This is a genomic window from Pedobacter sp. (assembly GCF_045627485.1).
Classification (GTDB): domain Bacteria; phylum Bacteroidota; class Bacteroidia; order Sphingobacteriales; family Sphingobacteriaceae; genus Pedobacter.
The window spans coordinates 1-20,545 of sequence record NZ_JAZQNU010000024.1; the positions used below are offsets into that span (position 1 = coordinate 1).

Sequence of the window (20,545 nt, forward strand, 5' to 3'; positions counted from 1 at the left end):
GTGCCGATGTTTAAGTGCGGCTTGCTGCGGTCAAACTTTTCTTTTGCCATGTTTTTATACTTATTAGTAGGTTAACTTTTATTTTTAATTTGTTGTTTTGATATTATTCAATACAAAAAACCTTGCTCACGCTGCTCTTATTTACAGACCTGACAAAGTTTCTTACTTTTATGAGCCAAAGATGGGACTTGAACCCACGACCTCTTCCTTACCAAGGAAGTGCTCTACCTCTGAGCTACTTCGGCTAATCTCAGCTTGCAATCTATATTAGCCGATTGCCCAACTTATTTTAAGAGCGGAAGACGAGGTTCGAACTCGCGACCTATAGCTTGGAAGGCTATCGCTCTACCAACTGAGCTACTTCCGCTTCTTTATGGTGGGGGGAGAAGGATTCGAACCTTCGAAGTCTTGCGACAACAGAGTTACAGTCTGTCCCATTTGGCCACTCTGGTATCCCCCCATCTTTAACTGCCACACATTGCTATGCGAGTTAAAAGAGCCTCCTATCGGGATCGAACCAATGACCTACTGATTACAAGTCAGTTGCTCTACCAGCTGAGCTAAGGAGGCTTATTACTATTAAACTTTCACAGAACCTTTTTCCCTTTTCTTTAAGGTTAATGCCTCTTCCGATTGGGAATGCAAATCTACACGAATTAAACTTCTATCCAAAATTATTTGAAAAAAAAATTGACGGTTTTTAGGCCGCCAATCCTTTTTAAAAATTCTATCGGAATATATCCTTAATAATCAGACACTTCATTAGAACTTAATATCTCTTTATGCTCGGATAATTTTGCACGTGTCTTGTCTTTGTGCTTTGTTATTTGCTTTTTTAAGGACTCAATTGATAAATCAGTTGCCTCTTCAAACGTCTTGCATTGCTCTTTTGCAAACATAGTCATTCCTGGAACCATCAACTTTATCTCGCTAATCTTGTTAGCTTCATCTTCCACATTCTCCAGTTTCAAATACACTTCCCCACTTATAATCTGGTCAAAATACTGGTCTAGCTTATCTACTTTACGTTGTATAAACTCTAATAACTTCTTATCTGCATTGAAATGGATCGATTGAACTCTGATTTTCATGTTGTCCTCCTTTTTTTATGCCTTTGGATGGGCTTGTTTATATACTGATTTTAACTTTTCTATGGAATTATGGGTATATACCTGAGTTGCTGCTAAGCTAGCATGTCCAAGCAACTCTTTAATCGCGTTTAGGTCCGCACCCCGGTTTAACAAGGTGGTGGCGTAAGAATGCCTTAAAACATGCGGACTGCGTTTGCTATGTGTGGAAATGTAGGACAAGTAATGTTTTACGGTTTTATATATAAATGCTGGAGATACAACGCCTCCTTTATTAGTAACAATAAGAGCGTCGGTTTTGTTGTCGAAATTTTGAAAGGACTTCAAATCAAGGTATTCTTTAAGTAATACCAGCAAGGCCTTAGGCAATGGAATCAGCCGCACTTTGCTCCCCTTGCCTGTCACCTTAACCGTTCCTTCATAAAAATCTACATCCTGGTCACGTAATCCTATTAATTCGGCCAGGCGTATACCCGACCCAAATAATACTTCCAGTACTAGCTTGTCTCGAACCGAAAGAAAACTGCTGCCAAAGATTTCGGCTGAATCTAACAGATCATCCATTTTTTGATCATCTATAAATACGGGCAACCGTTTGGGGGCTTTGGGGACTTTTATCAGTGATACCGGATTACTGGCCACTAGCCCAAGCCGTTGGTTATATTTGTAAAAACTGCGCAGGGCCGACATTTTTCTGCTCACCGAACTCGGACCAATTTGCTGATCCAGAAGGTAAACCATAAAGTCTCTCACCTGTACATATTTTGCGTCCATCAATTCCATCTCAAAAGTGGTTTGCAAAAAGTCACGAAACTGCAACAAATCAACCTGGTAAGATGTGATGGTATGTGGAGAATAGCGTTTCTCGTTGCTGAGGTAAGATAAAAATTTTTCAATAACCATAGTTTTGCTGCTGGTTAAACGCATGAAGTGAATATACAAAATCTTAACATGGATTTAGTATTTAATCAAAATTATGACATAAAAAAAAGCGTTGCCGTATTGGCAACGCTTTTTTTTATGATAGAACTATTGGAGATTAAATCGCTCCTTCTAGTTGCATGTTCTGTTTGTAGATAGCGTGTTTCACTAACGTACGACGAGTAACAGATTTTTTCTCGTATGCTTGGCGGCTACGAAGTTCTCTTAGAACACCTGTTTTTTCGAACTTCTTCTTGAAACGCTTTAGCGCTTTATCAAGTGATTCGCCGTCTTTAATATTAATTATAATCATAACGTTAAAATACCTCCTCTCGTTGTTTTTAGGATTGCAAAGGTAATACAAAGTTTTTAAAAATCAATCTATTATATTCGAAATAGATTACTATAATTTATAACTGACAAAACTGCTAATTTATTTACTGTTTTTATCGCTCCACCGCGCAGCAGTTCCTGCTCACAACAACTTCCTTCAATAACAATTGTTTAGAAATTTAGCCAACCTGGGTAGTACTATGCCTTCAACTACGTATCTGAGACACACCCAGTAACACACCAGGTTCGACAAACACCGCAAGAGTGTGCACAAAAGCTATACCATATAGACCTCAGTAGACCTCAGCTAAGGTTATGAAACCAGCTAACTATGAACCTTTGCCGGGACCAGAGGTATTTGGTAATCACAGTAAATAAAATGGCAGTAAAATTAAAACCCGCAACAGTTATGTTAACGGGTTTGGGGATTTATATTTGGTTAGAATATTCGTGCTAATAACTGATCGGAATTCTAAGTTATGTATTTAAAAGTTCTCGTGCAATAACTATTTTCTGTATTTCTGAAGTTCCTTCTCCAATGGTGCATAACTTACTATCACGGTAAAATTTTTCTACAGGAAAATCCTTTGTATAACCATACCCACCGAAGATTTGCACCGCTTCTGTTGAAGCGCGCACACAAACTTCAGAAGCATAGTATTTTGCCATGGCCGATTCCTTGGTCATCTTCATGCCCCGGTTTTTCAAATTAGCAGCCTGTCTGATCAGCAGGTCGGCAGCTTCAATCTCAGTTGCCATATCTGCCAGTTTAAAACTGATGCCTTGGAAACTTGAAATCGGCTGACCAAATTGGTGGCGTTCCTTTGAATAAGCCAAAGCTGCTTCATAGGCACCTTTTGCAATACCCAGGGATAAAGCTGCAATCGAAATACGACCTCCATCCAATACTTTCATGGCTTGTTTAAAACCTTCGCCTACATTTCCAAGCATATTTTCTTTAGGTACCCTGCAATTGTCGAAGATCATCTCTGTAGTTTCCGACGCACGCATACCTAATTTATTCTCTTTTTTACCAGCTGTAAAACCTGGTGTACCTCTTTCTACTACAATGGCTGATATTCCTTTCGAATCGCCTGTGGCACCGGTTCTCACCATAACTACAGCAATATCACCAGATTTACCATGGGTGATCCAGTTTTTTGCACCGTTGATCACATATTCGTCACCAACCAGAGTGGCTGTTGTCGTCATACGAAGGGCATCAGAACCAGTGTTAGCTTCTGTTAAACCCCAGGCACCAATCCATTCGGCGGTTGCCAATTTTGGTAACCATTTTTGTTTTTGTTCTTCATTACCAAAGGCAAGAATATGCCCTGTGCACAAGGAGTTGTGTGCTGCTAAGGAAAGGCCTACAGAGCCACATACTTTAGCTACCTCCACAATAACATCTACATACTCCTGGTAGCCAAAGCCCGATCCGCCGTAAACTTCCGGTACTAACACGCCCATCAGTCCTAAACTGCCGAGTTTTTTAAATACCTCTACCGGAAAATATTGCGCCTCATCCCATTCCATCACATGCGGACGAATGCTTTTCTCTGCGAAATCTTTTACCATGCTTCTGATCATCTTTTGATTTTCAGAAACAGCAAAACTATATCCTATAGAATTTTCTAACGTTTCATGCATTTTTGATCCTGATTTTTGAACAATAATAATAAATATAAAGAGAGTTTTACAAAAAGGAAATTTTCTCGTTTGTAGTACAAAATGGTATTTAGTTCAATTACCTGAGTTATTGGGTTTCGGGCACTAAAAAAGCTTGTACAATGGCCTTTAAAAAAAATTAAATTTCTTTTAGCATCAACCTAACCTATCTGAAATTGGGAATAAAGAGCACCACCCTACCTCATTTAGGTTAATTTAATTTTACTTAAGGCGTTTAGTGCATTGGCGTGAAAACATTGTGAATTCTTACCTATTTTTAGCTAAACTTTCACTCTTTTAAAATAGCAGTCCTGATGCGGCTACAAGGAATATTAAAATAAAGCGATAATATTGCATTACAAATACCAGGCATGCCATTAGGAATACAACTTTTCGACTTTTCACATAAGATAAATTATAGAACTGAAATCTTAGCAGGGATGACCGTAGCCATGACCATGATGCCTGAATCGCTGTCTTTTGCCATATTGGCGGGTTTCCCTCCCTTGATGGGGCTATATGCAGCTTTTATTATGGGCCTGGTAACTGCCGTATTTGGCGGCCGACCGGGATTAATATCTGGTGGTGCTGGCGCAACGGTTATTGTACTCATTGCTTTAATGCAAAGTAATGGGTTAGAATATGTACTGGCTGCTGTGGCCATGGCGGGTGTATTCCAAATTGTGGTGGGTTTGTTCAAACTAGGCAAATTCGTCAGGCTGGTGCCACAACCTGTAATGTATGGTTTTGTAAACGGACTGGCAGTCGTCATCTTTCTGTCGCAACTGGAACAATTTAAAACGGTCGTTAACGGGCAGTCAACCTGGCTTGTAGGCACACCCTTATATATTATGGCGGGATTGGTGTTTCTCACCATTGCTATAATTTATATCCTGCCCAGATTTACCCGGGCTGTACCACCATCGCTTGTTGCAATTGTGGTCATCTTTTTTGCGGTTCAAGGTTTTAACATTGATACCAAAACAGTGAGTGATATTGCCGCAGTGAGTGGTGGTTTTCCACCATTCCATATCCCACAAATACCACTCACCTTCGATACCCTGCAAATTATTTTTCCTTATGCATTGATAATGGCCGGTGTAGGATTAACAGAGGGGCTGCTAACATTAAATCTTGTTGATGAAATCACAGCCACAAAAGGAAATAGTAACCGGGAATGTATTGCACAAGGAAGCGCCAATATTTTAAATGGATTTTTCTCCGGCATGGGCGGGTGCCCCATGATCGCTCAAACCTTAGTGAACCTGAGTGCAGGTGCACGGGCCAGGTTATCGGGTATAGTTGCTGCTATTACCATCCTGATTATAATTTTATGGGGCGCACCTGTAATTGGTCTTGTGCCCATGGCGGCCCTAACCGGCGTAATGATTATGGTAGCCATAGGCACCTTTGAGTGGGCAAGTTTTCGCATCATGAACAAAATGCCTAAACACGATATCTTTGTGGGTATCCTGGTGGCGGCAATTACAATTTACCTTCACAACCTGGCCTTGGCCGTTCTTATAGGCGTTATTATTTCAGCCTTGGTTTTTGCCTGGGAAAGCGCCAAGAGAATACGAGCACGAAAGTATATCGATGAGCAGGGAGTGAAACACTACGAAATTTTTGGTCCCCTGTTTTTTGCTTCGGTAGCTGCTTTTAATGAAAAGTTTGATATCAACGATGATCCGCAGCAGGTAGTGATCGACTTTAAGGAAAGTAAAGTAACCGACATGTCTGCCATCGACGCCCTGAACAAATTAACCGAGCGTTACCAGAAAGCAGGTAAGACACTACAGCTTAAACACCTAAGCCCGGATTGCCTTGCTTTGCTCAAAAATGCAGGCAATGTGATTCATGTAAATATTATTGAAGACCCTTCCTATCACGTTGCTACAGACCGGAACAGCTAGCACGCTAATTGTTGCCTAATATTTTTTAATAGGCTGAAATTGGCCTCTACTTTTAGGACGGCTATGCTTTGGTCCACCATCAATTTTCTATTTAATCTTAGAAAACGACATTTAGAAATATATAACGAATACCAGTTTACAAGATCTGTAGACAACTGGCTATTCCAAGGCATGGTAAACCTATGCTATCGCTAACTGGAAAAAATTCGCCAATGCCCTACGCCTGCGGATTGCCTTACGTATTACAGATCGTGAGCCTGAACTGGCAAAACAAACGCTTGCGGAAATCAATATAGAAGTTGGAAACTATATAAATTCTAATGCCGAGAATGCTAAGTTAACCTATAAAGCTACGCCTAATCAAAACCCGGTAAGCAATATATTGGTTTAACCAGAACTTCAAAACCTGGAGCCAGGGGGTTCACGGCGGAAAATGCGGCTGAACTTTGTAGTGAAGCAATAAGTGCATCACTCGCACAATATGGGATAGGTGCTGCAGCCATTTCCGAGTACAAGGCTAATCCGGCAATACAGTACGATGCTGCAGATTTCAGAAAGTCAATTGGTGAACAAAAAATGGATTGCTTTATTCGGACAAGGATTAGAGGCTTTTGCAGAATGGAGAAGACTTGATTATCCGGAATTACATCCGGCGGTTGCAGGCGCTTTAAACGGAAATATGCCGGTGCGTTTTATTTATCCCGGTACCGAGCAAAGTTTAAATCCTGAAAACTACAAGGCTGCAGTTGCCAACCAGGGCCCTGATTTATTAACCACCCAATTGTGGTTTGACGTAAAATAGCAACCTAAAAACAAAAAAAGGCTAATTCCAGCTTAATCCAGTTAAAAAAAAGCTGGCTTTAGCATAGAGTTAGCCTTTTGTCATTATTTATTTTAACTTTAACACAATATTATATTACATACTACAAATAAATAAGAAACAAAAACAATTATTTAAAGGATGCTAACGGTAGAAAATTTAAAAAATGTTTTTAAAACGTCGGCTGTTGGAACCCTGCTTATCTGCCCAGATGCCCCGCATTTTACGATAGCTTATGCCAATGAGGCCTGCCTGAATGAGTTAAATACCACCGCTGCTGATTTAATTGGTGCGAGTGCGGCTCACCTAGCTGTTGAGGGAAATAAGTTAGCATCCTACCGGGGAATACTCTTATCATCGTTAAGCTACACGTTAATCTTTAAGAAAGCAATAAATACCCAGTGCTATCCGCTGCTGGATGAGGATGGCCAGGTAGCCTATCTCGTGTTTAGCCTAATAATGGATGCCGTCGCACCACTTATTGAAAAGCCCTCAATCAACCAAATGGAGGAAGCACAAGCTTCCGTTATTTTTAACCAGCAAAGCGCAACCATTCTTGAAAGCATTACAGATGCTTTTTTTGCATTAGACAAAGATTGGTTAGTTACCTATTGGAACAAAGAAGCAGAAAATGTGATGCAAATGTCGCGGCACGAGATCATCGGTAAAAATATTTGGGAAATTTTTCCTGATGCGACGTCGCTGCCTTTTTATAAGGAATACCAAATTGCCATGTTGGAAAATGTTCCACGTCAATTTGAAGTATATTACCCACTTTACCACATGTGGTTGGATGTTTGCGCATACCCATCCAAGGAAGGAATTTCTGTTTTCTTTAGGGATATAGGCCAACGTGTGGAGTCGGACAAGCAATTAGAGCTTGCGAAACAAAACTATGAAACCCTGTTTAATTTAAGTCCGTTGCCCATGTGTGTTTACGATATAAACACCTTACGGTATCTTGATGTTAACCAGGCTGCAATAGATCATTACGGTTATAATTATGAAGAGTTCATGAACATGACACTAGAAGACATCAGGCCCAATACTGCGCTTCAAAACTTTAACGATATGATCAGGAATGAGGTTAACTCAGGTAACATTCACACCAGATTAGTCACACACCAAAAGAAAAATGGTGAACTTATCACTGTAGAAACAAGGGGAAATACGATCGACTTTGGTAATCACAAAGCACGTTTGGTTGCACTGATTGATGTAACAAAGACAATTGCTGCGGAAGAGTCTGTAAAACGAAGTGAGCAATATTTTAAAGCCCTTATACAAAGTGGTTCTGAATTAATTGCGATCATAGATGCAGAAGGGCGTTACAGTTATTTCAACAGTAATACAAACGCAATCTTAGGAGTTGACCCTGAATTCTTTTTAGGAAAAAGTCCTTTTAATTTCATTCACCTCGACGATATCCCCACCGTTAAATTACAAATGGAAACGATTGACACGAAAAAGCGGATTAAGATATCTCCCTTTCGTTTTTACACAAGTAAGGGGCATTACCGGTGGCTAGAATCTGTTATTACCGATATGAGAGACGATCCAGCAGTTGGCGGATTGGTAACCAACTCGCGTGATGTTACCCACAGAATTGAATATGAGATTAAACTTAAGGAGAGTATAGAGCGATTTAACCTTGTTTCTAAAGCAACAAGTGATGCTATTTTTGACTGGGAAGCTCAAAACAATGTGCTCTTCTGGGGCGAAGGATTTAGAGAAAATTTTGGCTATGAACCCGGAGCATCGCTTCAGTTTAGCGATTGGCAAGCTAAAATACACCCGGATGATATGGAAAATATAGTTTCTGGATTTCATCAATGTGTGCAAAGCAAGGAAACGAAATATGAGACGAAATATCGTTTTCGCTGTTCGGATGGGTCTTACAAAGCTGTATTGCAAAAGTGTACTTTAATTTACAATAAAGCAGGTACATTATTACGCATGTTGGGTTCCATACAGGACATTACAGAAATAGTAAATCACATTAAAGCCATTGAGGCACAAAATGCTATATTAAATGAAATCTCCTGGACCCAAAGTCATGTTGTAAGGGCTCCAATAGCCAGACTGATTGGCCTATTGTCGCTAGTTAACATAGAGGACCTTGGTCCGGTTAACCAGGAAGTTTTTACTCACCTCCATCTTTCTGCGGCAGAGCTTGACCTGGTCACCACAGAAATTATCAAAAAAACGGAAGCTGTATATAAAAGTATAACTTAATATGATGCTAAAGCAAACGTTTCCAGGTTATAACCTTTCAATCTTTCTCTGCCAGCCAAAAATTCCAATTCAATAATAAAAGAACAGCCCACCACTTCTGCCTGTAGCTTTTCAACTAATTGAGATGCCGCAGCTACCGTTCCGCCGGTTGCAAGCAAGTCGTCGTGGATAAGTACTTTCTGTCCCTGACTTATAGCATCCTCGTGCAACTCTATAACAGCACTTCCATATTCTATGTCGTAAGCTTGCTGAATGGTTTTTGCAGGAAGTTTACCAGCTTTACGAATGGGTACAAAAGGCACTTTCAAAGCTTGGGCCAATAACATACCAAACAGGAAACCACGGCTTTCAATACCCGCAACGACATCAATTTGAATACCCTGAAGTTGGATAACCAATGCTGCAGTTATTTCGGCACATAATTCTGGGTTCTTAAGAATTGGGGTAATATCTTTAAAAACTATCCCTGGTTTTGGAAAATCAGCAACGTCTCTAACAACTTGTTTTATTTTGGTCTCAATCATGGTGTAAAAGAAATATATGGCGATAACTGCTCCAACACCTCAGGGGTAAGGATAATCACTTTTTTCAAGTCGTCAAAATTACTATAATTTCCGTGTTGTTCCCTATACTGAATAATAGCGTTCACCTGTTTGTACCGGATATATGGATTATTTTTTACATCTTCCACACGGATACTATTCACATTCAACCGTTTAACTACTGACGCGTCTACAAGCACCTGATCTTTGATTTCCTCAAATTTGACAAGGTCCAGACCATACACTTCCATTAACTGTTCTTTTTTATGGAAGCCACCAATCCTCTCGCGGTACTTTATAATCCTTCTTGCAAAGACACGCCCTATCCCTCGGATACTCTCCAACACTGATGTATCTGCGCGATTAATATCGACCAGTGGATTTGGCATCACACTCACTGGATGTTGTGGTGAACGATAATTTACCTCACTATATGGAAGTTGTACTTTGGTTTCATGAGGCGCCACAATCGCAATATATGGACGTAATCGTTGATAGACCTCTGGCGATACCACATACATGTTCTGCAGGTCTTCAGCTTTTCTGAACTGGCCGCCTTTCTGCCTGTATTTAAGTATAGACTGTGCCTGTTTTAAAGAGAAGCCCAAATCCTGCCAGCCGCTGAGGCTGGTGGTATTTGGATCAAACCGGTGTAATCGCAGTGGTCGTTTTTCCGATACAACAACCTTGAATGGCTTTCTTTCCCTTTCAAAGGCTGGCGCATGTTGTTTGTCTAAAGCCAGCTTCCTGAAATATGCTTCCGCCCTTCGCTCCAGCTTTAAGTCTATTGGAACCGGCCATAACCAATTATAAACAGTTGGAAAGCCACTTACCATAAAAATGAGCAGCACCAATACCATCAGGCCGTTAAACTCTCCTTTGGTCAAATCGAAATAATTGGTCAGCCATTTTTTCATGCCCTTTAATGTACTACCGATAAATAGGAATATAAAGCTTATTTTTGTTCTTATTGCAACCTTTTTTAATTAATGGAAATCATCACGACATCAGAATTCGCAAAGGCAACAAAAATTGATAAACTTGGTGTTCCCGGATTGGCAGGCTTGCTCATGGCCATTATGAAACTTAAAGACATCAATAAAGTATTCTCCAAAAACCAGGAATATAATGGCCTTGAATTCGTAGATAAAATTTTAGAAACTATTGGTGTAGAAATAGATTTCGATGAAGACGACTTAAAGAACATTCCAAAAACAGGGGGGTTTATTGCAATTGCCAATCACCCCTATGGAGGTGTTGAAGGTCTGGCTTTGGTTAAACTGTTATGTACGGTACGGCCGGAAGCTAAGGTGATGGTGAACTTTATCCTAAAAAAAATCCCCAACCTGGAAGAATTTTTTGTTGCTGTTAACCCTTTTGAAAATGTACAGCACAGCTCCAGTATTAGTGGATTGAAAGCCACATTCGAATTAATTAGCAAAGGTACCCCCATCGGCATTTTTCCAGCTGGAGAGGTTTCAACCTTTAATATGAATAAGCAGGAAATTACCGACCGCCTCTGGCATCCGGTAGTTGGAAAATTAATTGCTAAAGCCAAAGTACCCGTAGTACCTATTTATTTCCATGGCAATAATGGTATCTTGTTTAACTTACTAAGCCTTATACACCCCACATTAAGGACCGCCAAACTACCCTCCGAATTTCTAAACAAACAGGGTCTTAAAATGAAGGTGCGGATTGGAAAGCCTATTATAATAGACGACATATCCTATAAAAATAACTCAAACAGACTGCTCGACTTCTTACGTGCACGCACCTATGCCCTGGCTACCGGACTGGAACATGAAAAGAAACTTTTCAACCCCATTAGCCTGTTTAAAATTAAAAAAAAGCCGGCAACTATAATTGAAGAAACACCTCAGGTTAAACTTACCAATGAAGTGGCCACCGTGGAAGCCTGTAAGGTTTGGACAGAAAAAGACTATGAGGTATACATTTGTCCCACCCAAAAAATTCCTAACATACTGCGCGAAATTGGCCGTTTAAGGGAAATTACATTCCGTGAAATTGGTGAAGGCACTAATAAGAAAATAGATCTTGATAATTACGATATCTATTACAATCACCTTTTCATTTGGGATAAAGAGAAACTGAATATCGTGGGTGCCTACCGCATAGGTAAAGGTGACGAAATATTGGATACCATGGGGCGCCGCGGCTTCTATTTGTCGGAACTGTTTAAAATTAAAGAAGCCTTTTACCCTATTTTAAGTTCCGGAATAGAACTTGGCAGATCGTGGATCAGAAAAGAATACCAGCAAAAACCTTTGCCTTTATTTCTGTTATGGAAAGGCATTTTAAAATACCTGATCGATAACCCCAAATACCGCTATCTTTTCGGGCCCGTAAGTATCAGCAACAACTTCTCTAAGTTCTCTAAATCGCTGATTGTCGATTACATTACCCGACATCATTTCGACTATGAATTGGCACATTATGTAAAACCAAAAAATAAGTTTAAGGCAGATTTAACGGCCGATAAGAATTTGTTACTGGAAAATAGTGAATCTCTAAAAGATCTAGACAGCCTGATTTCAGACATCGAAAAAACGCATTTAAAAATCCCTGTGTTGTTAAGACAATACCTAAGTCTGAATGCCAAAATCATTTGCTTTAATATAGATCCTAAATTTTCTGATTGCCTGGATGGCTTTTTAGTGGTCGATACAAACAACATCCCTGAAGAGATGCTGGAACGCGTTGGTAAAAACCTATAAAAAAGCCCCGACCTATCGGGGCATTTTTGTTTCAACTAAACCTTATGAGTTTTAATAAACCAACTATTTAAATGCAAATTTATGTTTAGTATATAAAGTAAATGTGAACGAAGTATTAACCTTAGTAACACCAAGCTACTGGGCTAATAGTTTTTAATCTTTTTCAGACCAAGGCCGGGCTGGTCGTTCAGGGTAATTTTACCGTTAACCACGTCCATACCTTTGTAAACATCATTACCTATAAGCAGTGCCCCATCTAAATCGGCCCAATCTACCATAGGTGCTAATTGTGCAGCCGCTGATATGGCACAGGAAGTTTCGGTCATACAACCAATCATGATTTTCATGTTCAAAGCTTTACCCAGTTCCAGCATCCGGTGTGCCTCACGCATACCTGTACATTTCATAAGTTTGATATTAATGCCGCTATAAACCTGATGTGCTTTTAACACATCATCCAAACGCTGTACAGACTCATCGCCAATGGTTGGAATCGGACTGTTTTGCGTCAACCAGGCATTGTCGTCAACACGTTCTTTGGGCATGCCCTGTTCTATAAAGACCACTCCTTTTTCGTGAAGCCAATGCGCCATGTCCAAAGCAAAAGCTTTGTCGGTCCAGCCTTGGTTTACATCTACACAGATGGGTTTATCGGATACGCCGCGTATGGTTTCAATCATCGCTTTATCCGTATCCCGGCCTAGTTTAACTTTTAAAATCTTGTACGGTTCCGCTTCTTTCACTTTTTTGCGAATCATCTCAGGCGTATCAATCCCTATGGTGAAAGAAGTGTCGGGAGTTGTACTGGCATCGTAACCCCATATTTTATACCAGGGTTTTTTCATGATCTTGCCCACCAGGTCGTGCAGTGCAATGTCTACGGCCGCTTTGGCTGCGCGGTTTCCAGGTTCCAGCTGATCAATATAATTCAGGATGTTTTCCATCTCAAAAGGATCATCGAACTTAGCAAGATCAACTTTAGCCAGGAACTTCATCACCGTTTCATGCGATTCGCCCAAATATGGAGGCATCGAGGCCTCACCATATCCAATTACACCATTGTATTCAAGTTCAGTAAGCACTACCGGTGTGGTAGACCTCGAACTGGTGGCCAGCGTAAATACATGGTTAAGCTGTAAAGTATATGGTTTGAAGCGCAGCTTCATGACACCTTTACCCGCATGGATTTCCCTTGCACTTGCCAATAGTGGTGCAGTACCCATCACCAGCGAGGCACCAGCCATTAAGGCGGTATTCTTTAAAAAATCTCTTCGTTTATTCATGTTTTGGTGATTGTTCATTATTTAGGGGCAGTATATAAAGGATGTTGGTCTACCCGGATTATTTCGGTTGTGCCGATCGCAGGCAAAATTCTACGGGCACTCATCATGGTCAGTGCTTGTGAAGGCGCATAATCTGCAGCATTTGGGTCAAGGCTGTTAATTTTCACCCTTCCTGCCGACTGAATAAATCGCCCTTCACCCATGTAGATGGCCACATGTGTGATTCTTGGGTTTGGTACTTTCCCTTTAGCCAGGGCAAAAAAGAGTAAATCTCCCGGCAACAGGTTCTTTACCGACTTCTGGAAATTGACCGTATCACCTTCAAATACATCGACGGGTTCGCCTACCAACACCTGTTGAGAAGCATCGCGCGGGATGATAATACCATTTAAAAAAAAGGCGGTCTTTGTAAATCCACTACAATCAACTCCTTTTAAGGAAGTGCCGCCCCAGAGGTAAGGAACACCCATAAATGTTTTAGCAGTGCTGAGCAGTTGTTCGGCCGTTGGGTTTGGTCTGGATACCCAGTTCTGGTAGTCTGTAGCCTCCTCAGTGCGGATATACGCGATGCGCTGATCCGGATAGGCAATTTTATAGAAACCCTTTTCCTTAGCAATAAGCTTAAAAAGATTACCTTTTACCAGGTCTGATACCCTCAAAGATTTCATAGTTGGTTCCGCGTTAGAAAAGCCAAAATCGGCAGTGTAAATTAATTTAGGAGCAGCTTTCCAATCATTAAAAGCTTTTGCATCCATGATGGCCAGCGCATCATGATCCACCCAGGAAATGTAAAAATCAGGAGAACGCACCAGGTAGTAACCGCCCTGCTTTTTTAACAATTCTACTGGTGTACCCATCATCATCTGTGTCATCATTTCGGCACCATGAGATGGTGTGTGACGGTTATTGGCCACCGACAAGGTAACTACCGCATAACGCTGATCGCCCATTGCGGAATCAGGAAGTAGCTTTGGCGTGATCGCTGTTTTTATTCCGGCCTTCGAAAAAGCAGCACGTAGTGAATCTACAGCCTGTGGTAATGTCGTTTCCACCGTCACTTCGGGGACTGCCCCTTCCTTAACCTCTATATTATAAACAGCCGTCCTTTTATCTGGAGCAAGTGATTTACCGACAGTGGCAGCCAGCGTGTTTATCTTTTTCAGCAACAGGCTATCGGTCGCTGCTAAGGCTTTTGAGCTCAAGCCAGCAATCATTAAAGTCAGAAATGCTACGAATTTAGCAAAGCGCATAGGGTGATTGAACATGTAAAGTAAATATAAGGAGTTCCGCTAAAATTTATTCCTTAAATATTGCAAATAAACGCAACATTTACCCGCAAAATCACGCAATTTGTTACATCGGTTTTGATCATTGACTATCCTTATTCATATTTAACAAAAAAAGCAGGCATGGATAACCAGCCTGCTTCAAACGAGAGATGATATGAAAATTATTTTACTGCACCTGGTGTGGTATAAGCTAATGCTTGTGGGTTGAATCTCGCCCATCCAGCAGTCCAGTCAGCAGATCCAAAAGCGCCTTTATAAGCTACTTTTTCGAAGAAAGCATCTGCTACTTTTGCGTCAGTGAAAATTGCACCAGCAGCAGCTGCAGATCCTGCAATAACCGTGAAGTTAGGAACACCTTGCATTTTAACGTCGCCAACTAAATCTGATGAGTATTTGTAACCATCGGTCAATACACTTGATGCGTAAGCGCCAGGAGTGAATGTATTATTAACATTTAAACCAGCGCTGATTAAGGCCTGCTTTGCTGGGCTGGAAGCTTTAATCTGGTTTGATTTACCATTGCTACCCAATACCAGGTTGTTTGCAAAAACAGACTTTCCTGTTAATAAGGCGTTACTTGAATTTTCTGTTCCACCTGCTGGTAAAGCGTCATCATAGAAGATTCCTTCGGTGTAACCAGCAAATACAGAATTTAAAATGCTGATGGCAGAATTTCTGCGGATCTGTACAGCGTTTTGATAGTTAGCATTGATGCTCTTTGCAGCTGCTTCATGTAAGGGACCTAAAACTGTAACGTTAGCAAATACGGCTGAGGTTTGTGGTAACTTATTGTCGCCAGCACCATTGTTGTCAGATTCAAAACCATTTGATCCTGATACATCAGCAACAGAAGCTAAACGTTGTGAAACAGCGAACTGAATTTTTCCAGAGAAACCGTGATCGGTATCAAAGTCATCATCCCACGTGCCCACAGCGATTAAGTGTTTCGCATTTACGGCACCACCAAACCATTCGAAAGCATCATCACCAGAACGATACACCTGTACAAAGTCCACAGTGGTTCCAGAACCTACGCTACCAAAAGTAATACCATTGATTTCATTATCTGGTCCTAATGGAATACCTGCGTATTCAACTCGTACATATTTTAAAGTACCTGAGTTATCTGCATCTTCGGTACCACCATGTTTACCTTTATCGGTTGCATCAGAAATACCTTCGATCGGTACGGATGTACCCTGATTGTTCTTTGCTTTTCCTAAAAGGATTAATCCACCCCAGTCGCCAGGCTCACGTGAACCAGCCGACATATTAGAAGTAAATACAATCGGTTTTTCTACCGTTCCTACGGCTTCGATTTTTGCACCGCGGGTGATCACTAAAGCACCTTTCGTTGCTTTATCTCCTTTAATAATAGTACCTGGTTCGATCGTTAGCACCGAGTTGTTGGTTACAAATACATTGCCTTTTAGCAAATAGATTTTATCTGCAGTCCATTTTGTGGCGGCAGTAACATCACCGGTAACTTCTACTACACCAGCATTACCACCTGGATTCACTGGATCAACTGGTGAATCGTCCATTGTCGATTTTGAACAGCTTGCCAAAAATACAAGAGCGATTAAGGCAATAGCTAAAAATTGTTTTTTCATATAGTTGTTTATTTATGATAATCAAAGATGTTGTTTAACTATAACCATAAGGCTACCTGCACTTTAAGCAATTGTTATGTTAACCTGGATTGACCGGATAAGGAGTTAACATTAGAAAGTGTAAGAGAAAGCAACAGATAAATTGCGCCCTGATTTATAACTGCTCAGCGTGTCATCAATCGGACTTCCATCATATTTTTTGTTGGTATTCTGATCATAATACAGTACGCTGCGCTGGTTTAGTAAATCACCTGCATTAAATTTAAGTTCGCCTTTGTTTTTTAACACTTTCATGCCCAATTGTAAATCAATCACATCACGGGGTGCTTCCCATACTGCTGGAAAAGTAACACCGGCAACGATGGCCAATCGGCGACCTACCTTATTATACAGCGCATTGAAATTGAACTTATCATGCAGGAAGCTGTGCTGCAAACCGGCATTGATCACATAAGGCGCCTGCCCCACCATCGGGCGATCGTCATCCTGTAAAAACAACCCCGTATCATCCGGGTTGGATACCGTTGATTTGATAATCGAAAGGTTGGCATATGCAGTTGTGTTGCGCATAAAATCATTGGCAATCAGGAAATCAAGGGTTTTACGAACCTCAAACTCCACTCCATAAACCGACGCCTTATCTGAATTAAAATAGGTGATGATCCGCGTTGAACCGACATCACTGTTTAAGGTTTCAATGGCGTCGTTAAATTTTTTGTAAAAACCTGATACCGATATAATCTGGCCAGCTGAAGGATACAATTCAAAACGTACATCCATGTTATTAATCGTAGACCGCTGCAAATCAGGATTACCTTGTTGGAAAGCCAGTAACTCATAATCATAATACGAAGAGATGGCTAATTCCCTGAATTCCGGACGTGCAAGGGTACGGTAATAAGAAGCCCTTAAGTTAATTTTATCCGTCAGGCTGTAAGTGAAGTTGGCCGATGGCAACACATCTATATAATTTTGTTTTACCGTAGATAAGGAAGCTTGTTTCGCTTGTAGATCCAGGTTAAACTGCTCTAGGCGGGCACCCCATACAATTCTTGCTTTATCACCGATGCGGTTATCCAACATGGCATAAGCAGCATTAGTTAAAGAATTTCCTGTATAGGAATCCTGAAAGTTTGGTATCTCACCTAATTTGTAGATGTTATTGTTGATTAATTCACTGCCGAACAACTGATTCAAAGGGCGTTCCCTAACATCCGCATCATCTGTTCTTAACAGCATTCCCAGGAAACGCACATCAAAAATACGGTCGCGGTATTGGCTGTTTAAACCAGCTTTAAAGGTGCTGCTTTTCCTAAAGATGTTTACCGGCATCGTGAAGTTTACACCGGCAGCATAACTATCTTCATTTAGCTTTGAAAACAACCTGGTGTTTTCTTTTCCGAGGGTTGATAAGTTTGCTGCAAAATCGACATCAGGATTACCAGCATCGGAGAAGAGCCTGGTGTAACTTACCTTACGTTGATCAGGCTGATCGTTTAATACATTGCTGTAACTAAAAGACCAGTCAATTTTAGCATTTTTTACGCCTAACTGGTGGTTACCTTCTACAGTTGATTTAAATAAAGATTTTTGCAATAAGTCAAAGGCGTAGAACCGCACATCGCTTTGAGTGGCCTGATTAGATCCGGTTCTGGATAAGAACTGATCATCGTAGATTCTATTGTAGATATTTTTGAAAGTAATTTTATTTTTGCCGAACGTGTAGGCGAAATTGGCCAACGCACCCATATTGGTTGAGAATTTGTAAACATTATCGCTGTAGTCATAATCATAATAATCACGAACTACATCCTGGTTGATAGTTTGGGCATTCCGATAAGTAAGGGATACGATAGCACCTAATCTCGAATTATTTTTCAGGTCCTTAACCCGACCCACTGTAAACTGGTAGTTTTGTGTTGGTAAAGCCGATCGGCTGTAGATATTCCAGTCTTGCGGCAAGCTTCTTAAAGCTTTAACATTTTGCTCTGCTGTTAAGCCATTTACTATCTGATCTGTCGTGAAGAAATTCGTGGGTAATTGTTTTTTACCATTATCAAAACCAAAATAGTTCGTTGCCGTACGCTGACCACTTAAAAAGTCCTTACCGGTAGAAACCGTATTATAACCCGCACCTATACCCAGGGTAATAAAGTTTTGATCAGGAATATCTTTAGTTTGAATTTGAATAGCACCACCGGTGAAATCTGCAGGCAGATCTGGTGTGGCAGTTTTGTTAATAATGAGGTTATCTACTAAGTTAGAGGGTACGATATCAAAAGAAAAAGCTTTTTTATTCGGCTCTGTACTTGGCAGCGAAGCGCCATCCAGCATAGCTGTATTGTAACGATCACTCAAGCCCCTGATCACAACAAATTTATTATCTTGGATGGTGGCACCACTTACTCTTTTCAATACATCTGAGGTGTTCCGATCCGGCGATCTTTTGATCAGCTCTGAAGAAATACCATCAGATATAGCAGCATTATTTTTTTGCTTCGCATAAAGCGCATTCACACTTTCCTTTTTGAAGGAACCCTGAATCACTACCTCGGCTAGATTTTGAAGATTTGACTCTTCCAGGATTACGTTAAGGATGGTATTTTGGCCGTTAGTCACTGCAACATCACTAATTTCTTTGCCATTATATCCCACGTATTGGAAAGTAAGGATATGTTTACCTGCAGGCAAAGCGGTCAGTGAATACCTTCCCTCCACATCTGTAGCAATACCAGTATTGGTACCTTTAATTTTAACGGTTACGCCAATCAGTGTTTCGCCGGATTTTTTATCGGATATCGTTCCGGAGATCTTTCCATTTCCTTGTGCAAAAACTGTTGCACTGATAATTACACCAATGATGGTAATTATAGCGCTAAGATTTATTTGTGGTTTCAATTTGTCCTGTTTTAAGTTAGGACAAAAATATTACGACCACGTTATCTCGAAGTTAGCCGCGAATTACCATTCGATGATGATAAGGTTACGTTAGTGTTAAATGCCGGTTGAATTAGTAACGAACGCCAAATTTCTTACAAATGAAGTGCAATAACCAAATAGGACCAATTAACAAGAACTTAACATCTTCTAAAAACGAAGGCTTCTTCCCTTCTATTTTATGGCCTATAAACTGACCGATCCAGGCGAGGATAAAGATGACGGCACAAACCAACCATACCGCCGGACCACCATTAGCTTCCACCTTTTCTAACTGAACGATAAACATGCTCATTACAAAAACCGCCAGCAGCATGAAATAGGACATCACTGGAGATAGTTTGTAGTAGTAATAAATGGAGAAAGCAATTAAAAAGGAAGCCCAGTTTACGTAACCATTATAACTCCCCATAAATTCCAGGTAAGGAAAAGGAATGGACCACACTAAACCTAACAGGCTAAATACAATCAGCGGTACACAAACCCAATGAATCAGTTCATTGGAAGGATGTTGATGGTTTTCAGCATATTTATCAAAAAGTACGTCGATATGGCTTTTAGCGTTGGTTTTCATGATTTGTTCTTAAAACTCGATTCCTGTAAAATTAAAAAAAGCGATAGATAATCCATCGCTTTTCAAATAATATGATTGTAATATAACTAAGCCCTATTTCGCAAAAGAAACAGAACGTGTTTCTCTGATTACTGTAACTTTGATCTGACCAGGGTAGGTCATTTCCGTTTGAATACGGTTAGAAATATCAGCAGCTAACAATTCTGCTTGCTGATCGGTAACACGTTCACTTTCTACCACAACACGTAGTTCCCTTCCTGCCTGAATAGCAAAGGTCTTCTCAACACCAGGGTAAGACAAAGCAAGTTCTTCCAATTCTTTTAAACGTTTGATGTAGCTTTCTACCACTTCACGTCTTGCACCCGGACGTGCACCTGAAATGGCGTCACAGGCTTGAACAATTGGTGAAATCATGGAAGTCATCTCAATCTCATCATGGTGGGCACCAATAGCGTTACAGATTTCCGGATGTTCTTTATATTTCTCGGCCAGTTGCATACCTAAAATAGCGTGTGGTAATTCTGGGTTATCGTCAGGCACTTTACCAATATCGTGAAGTAAGCCTGCGCGTTTAGCCATTTTAGCATTTAA

18 protein-coding genes and 4 tRNA genes are annotated in these 20,545 nt (G+C 40.6%); 6 read left to right on the forward strand and 16 right to left on the reverse strand.

What is annotated here, in order from left to right; all coding sequences use genetic code 11:
• Positions 1-173: 173 nt before the first annotated feature.
• The 8 genes from ACR2F3_RS01980 to ACR2F3_RS02015 all read right to left on the reverse strand — a co-directional run bounded on the left by ACR2F3_RS01980 (position 174) and on the right by ACR2F3_RS02015 (position 3,992).
• Positions 174-245 (reverse strand) — tRNA-Thr (locus tag ACR2F3_RS01980).
• Positions 246-294: 49 nt separating this feature from the next.
• Positions 295-367: transfer RNA gene (locus ACR2F3_RS01985), tRNA-Gly, on the reverse strand.
• Positions 368-374: 7 nt separating this feature from the next.
• Positions 375-460: transfer RNA gene (locus tag ACR2F3_RS01990), tRNA-Tyr, on the reverse strand.
• Positions 461-497: 37 nt separating this feature from the next.
• A tRNA-Thr gene (locus ACR2F3_RS01995) sits at positions 498-570 on the reverse strand.
• Positions 571-743: 173 nt separating this feature from the next.
• Positions 744-1,091: a ribosome hibernation-promoting factor, HPF/YfiA family gene (hpf, locus tag ACR2F3_RS02000; protein WP_432708304.1), complete on the reverse strand. Its 348-nt coding sequence runs from the start codon at positions 1,089-1,091 to the stop codon at positions 744-746.
• Between the two features lie 15 nt (positions 1,092-1,106).
• Positions 1,107-1,991 carry a tyrosine-type recombinase/integrase gene (locus ACR2F3_RS02005; protein ID WP_432708305.1) on the reverse strand — a complete coding sequence of 295 codons (885 nt, stop codon included), beginning with the start codon at positions 1,989-1,991 and terminating at the stop codon, positions 1,107-1,109.
• A gap of 136 nt (positions 1,992-2,127) precedes the next feature.
• The gene (gene rpsU, locus ACR2F3_RS02010) at positions 2,128-2,322 is read right to left on the reverse strand and encodes a 30S ribosomal protein S21 (protein ID WP_432708306.1); all 195 of its coding nucleotides are present in this window, start codon (positions 2,320-2,322) and stop codon (positions 2,128-2,130) included.
• A gap of 497 nt (positions 2,323-2,819) precedes the next feature.
• Positions 2,820-3,992: an acyl-CoA dehydrogenase family protein gene (locus ACR2F3_RS02015; protein ID WP_432708307.1), complete on the reverse strand. Its 1,173-nt coding sequence runs from the start codon at positions 3,990-3,992 to the stop codon at positions 2,820-2,822.
• Between the two features lie 389 nt (positions 3,993-4,381).
• Here ACR2F3_RS02015 and ACR2F3_RS02020 point away from each other — a divergent pair, with 389 nt between their 5' ends.
• From ACR2F3_RS02020 to ACR2F3_RS02040, 5 genes are all read left to right on the forward strand, one after another.
• The gene (locus ACR2F3_RS02020; RefSeq protein WP_432708308.1) at positions 4,382-5,923 is read left to right on the forward strand and encodes a SulP family inorganic anion transporter; all 1,542 of its coding nucleotides are present in this window, start codon (positions 4,382-4,384) and stop codon (positions 5,921-5,923) included.
• Positions 5,924-6,110: 187 nt separating this feature from the next.
• Positions 6,111-6,314: a SusD/RagB family nutrient-binding outer membrane lipoprotein gene (locus ACR2F3_RS02025; RefSeq protein ID WP_432708320.1), complete on the forward strand. Its 204-nt coding sequence runs from the start codon at positions 6,111-6,113 to the stop codon at positions 6,312-6,314.
• Positions 6,305-6,556 carry a SusD/RagB family nutrient-binding outer membrane lipoprotein gene (locus ACR2F3_RS02030; RefSeq protein WP_432708321.1) on the forward strand — a complete coding sequence of 84 codons (252 nt, stop codon included), beginning with the start codon at positions 6,305-6,307 and terminating at the stop codon, positions 6,554-6,556. Before ACR2F3_RS02025 ends, ACR2F3_RS02030 begins: the two co-directional genes overlap by 10 nt.
• Entirely contained in the window at positions 6,462-6,725 is a 264-nt protein-coding gene (locus ACR2F3_RS02035) for a SusD/RagB family nutrient-binding outer membrane lipoprotein (RefSeq protein WP_432708309.1), read from the forward strand. Before ACR2F3_RS02030 ends, ACR2F3_RS02035 begins: the two co-directional genes overlap by 95 nt.
• A gap of 159 nt (positions 6,726-6,884) precedes the next feature.
• The gene (locus ACR2F3_RS02040; RefSeq protein WP_432708310.1) at positions 6,885-8,978 is read left to right on the forward strand and encodes a PAS domain-containing protein; all 2,094 of its coding nucleotides are present in this window, start codon (positions 6,885-6,887) and stop codon (positions 8,976-8,978) included.
• Here ACR2F3_RS02040 and ACR2F3_RS02045 read toward each other — a convergent pair.
• Both ACR2F3_RS02045 and ACR2F3_RS02050 read right to left on the reverse strand, forming a co-directional pair.
• Positions 8,975-9,502, reverse strand: a complete 528-nt coding sequence (locus ACR2F3_RS02045) for an adenine phosphoribosyltransferase (RefSeq protein WP_432708311.1) — start codon at positions 9,500-9,502, stop codon at positions 8,975-8,977. The genes ACR2F3_RS02040 and ACR2F3_RS02045 overlap by 4 nt on opposite strands.
• Positions 9,499-10,437, reverse strand: coding sequence for a ComEA family DNA-binding protein (locus ACR2F3_RS02050; RefSeq protein WP_432708312.1), 939 nt, complete (start codon positions 10,435-10,437; stop codon positions 9,499-9,501). Before ACR2F3_RS02050 ends, ACR2F3_RS02045 begins: the two co-directional genes overlap by 4 nt.
• A gap of 72 nt (positions 10,438-10,509) precedes the next feature.
• On the opposite strand from ACR2F3_RS02050, the gene ACR2F3_RS02055 reads away from it, so the two are divergent.
• Positions 10,510-12,258, forward strand: coding sequence for a lysophospholipid acyltransferase family protein (locus ACR2F3_RS02055; RefSeq protein WP_432708313.1), 1,749 nt, complete (start codon positions 10,510-10,512; stop codon positions 12,256-12,258).
• 143 nt (positions 12,259-12,401) lie between these two features.
• Here the strand turns inward: ACR2F3_RS02055 and ACR2F3_RS02060 are convergent, their stop codons facing one another.
• The 6 genes from ACR2F3_RS02060 to ACR2F3_RS02085 form a co-directional block, all read right to left on the reverse strand.
• Positions 12,402-13,541 carry a dipeptide epimerase gene (locus ACR2F3_RS02060; RefSeq protein ID WP_432708314.1) on the reverse strand — a complete coding sequence of 380 codons (1,140 nt, stop codon included), beginning with the start codon at positions 13,539-13,541 and terminating at the stop codon, positions 12,402-12,404.
• A 17-nt stretch (positions 13,542-13,558) separates the two neighbouring features.
• A complete protein-coding gene (locus ACR2F3_RS02065) occupies positions 13,559-14,806 on the reverse strand; it encodes a C40 family peptidase (RefSeq protein ID WP_432708315.1) in 1,248 nt (415 codons plus the stop codon).
• A 185-nt stretch (positions 14,807-14,991) separates the two neighbouring features.
• On the reverse strand, positions 14,992-16,443 hold the full coding sequence (locus tag ACR2F3_RS02070; RefSeq protein WP_432708316.1) for a hypothetical protein: 1,452 nt from the start codon (positions 16,441-16,443) through the stop codon (positions 14,992-14,994).
• 111 nt (positions 16,444-16,554) lie between these two features.
• Entirely contained in the window at positions 16,555-19,341 is a 2,787-nt protein-coding gene (locus ACR2F3_RS02075; protein WP_432708317.1) for a TonB-dependent receptor domain-containing protein, read from the reverse strand.
• A 112-nt stretch (positions 19,342-19,453) separates the two neighbouring features.
• Complete coding sequence (locus ACR2F3_RS02080) at positions 19,454-19,954, reverse strand: DUF962 domain-containing protein (protein WP_432708318.1); 501 nt, start codon at positions 19,952-19,954, stop codon at positions 19,454-19,456.
• 93 nt (positions 19,955-20,047) lie between these two features.
• A partial coding sequence (locus tag ACR2F3_RS02085) for an HD domain-containing protein (RefSeq protein WP_432708319.1) occupies positions 20,048-20,545 on the reverse strand: 498 nt, incomplete at its 5' end.

Excerpts from the sequence above, each read along its gene's own strand:
- hpf (WP_432708304.1), bottom strand. The coding sequence starts at position 1,091 with ATGAAAATCAGAGTTCAATCGATCCATTTCAATGCAGATAAGAAGTTA.
- ACR2F3_RS02005 (WP_432708305.1), bottom strand. The coding sequence starts at position 1,991 with ATGGTTATTGAAAAATTTTTATCTTACCTCAGCAACGAGAAACGCTAT.
- rpsU (WP_432708306.1), bottom strand. The coding sequence starts at position 2,322 with ATGATTATAATTAATATTAAAGACGGCGAATCACTTGATAAAGCGCTA.
- ACR2F3_RS02015 (WP_432708307.1), bottom strand. The coding sequence starts at position 3,992 with ATGCATGAAACGTTAGAAAATTCTATAGGATATAGTTTTGCTGTTTCT.
- ACR2F3_RS02020 (WP_432708308.1), top strand. The coding sequence starts at position 4,382 with ATGCCATTAGGAATACAACTTTTCGACTTTTCACATAAGATAAATTAT.
- ACR2F3_RS02035 (WP_432708309.1), top strand. The coding sequence starts at position 6,462 with ATGCTGCAGATTTCAGAAAGTCAATTGGTGAACAAAAAATGGATTGCT.
- ACR2F3_RS02040 (WP_432708310.1), top strand. The coding sequence starts at position 6,885 with ATGCTAACGGTAGAAAATTTAAAAAATGTTTTTAAAACGTCGGCTGTT.
- ACR2F3_RS02045 (WP_432708311.1), bottom strand. The coding sequence starts at position 9,502 with ATGATTGAGACCAAAATAAAACAAGTTGTTAGAGACGTTGCTGATTTT.
- ACR2F3_RS02050 (WP_432708312.1), bottom strand. The coding sequence starts at position 10,437 with ATGAAAAAATGGCTGACCAATTATTTCGATTTGACCAAAGGAGAGTTT.
- ACR2F3_RS02055 (WP_432708313.1), top strand. The coding sequence starts at position 10,510 with ATGGAAATCATCACGACATCAGAATTCGCAAAGGCAACAAAAATTGAT.
- ACR2F3_RS02060 (WP_432708314.1), bottom strand. The coding sequence starts at position 13,541 with ATGAATAAACGAAGAGATTTTTTAAAGAATACCGCCTTAATGGCTGGT.
- ACR2F3_RS02065 (WP_432708315.1), bottom strand. The coding sequence starts at position 14,806 with ATGTTCAATCACCCTATGCGCTTTGCTAAATTCGTAGCATTTCTGACT.
- ACR2F3_RS02070 (WP_432708316.1), bottom strand. The coding sequence starts at position 16,443 with ATGAAAAAACAATTTTTAGCTATTGCCTTAATCGCTCTTGTATTTTTG.
- ACR2F3_RS02080 (WP_432708318.1), bottom strand. The coding sequence starts at position 19,954 with ATGAAAACCAACGCTAAAAGCCATATCGACGTACTTTTTGATAAATAT.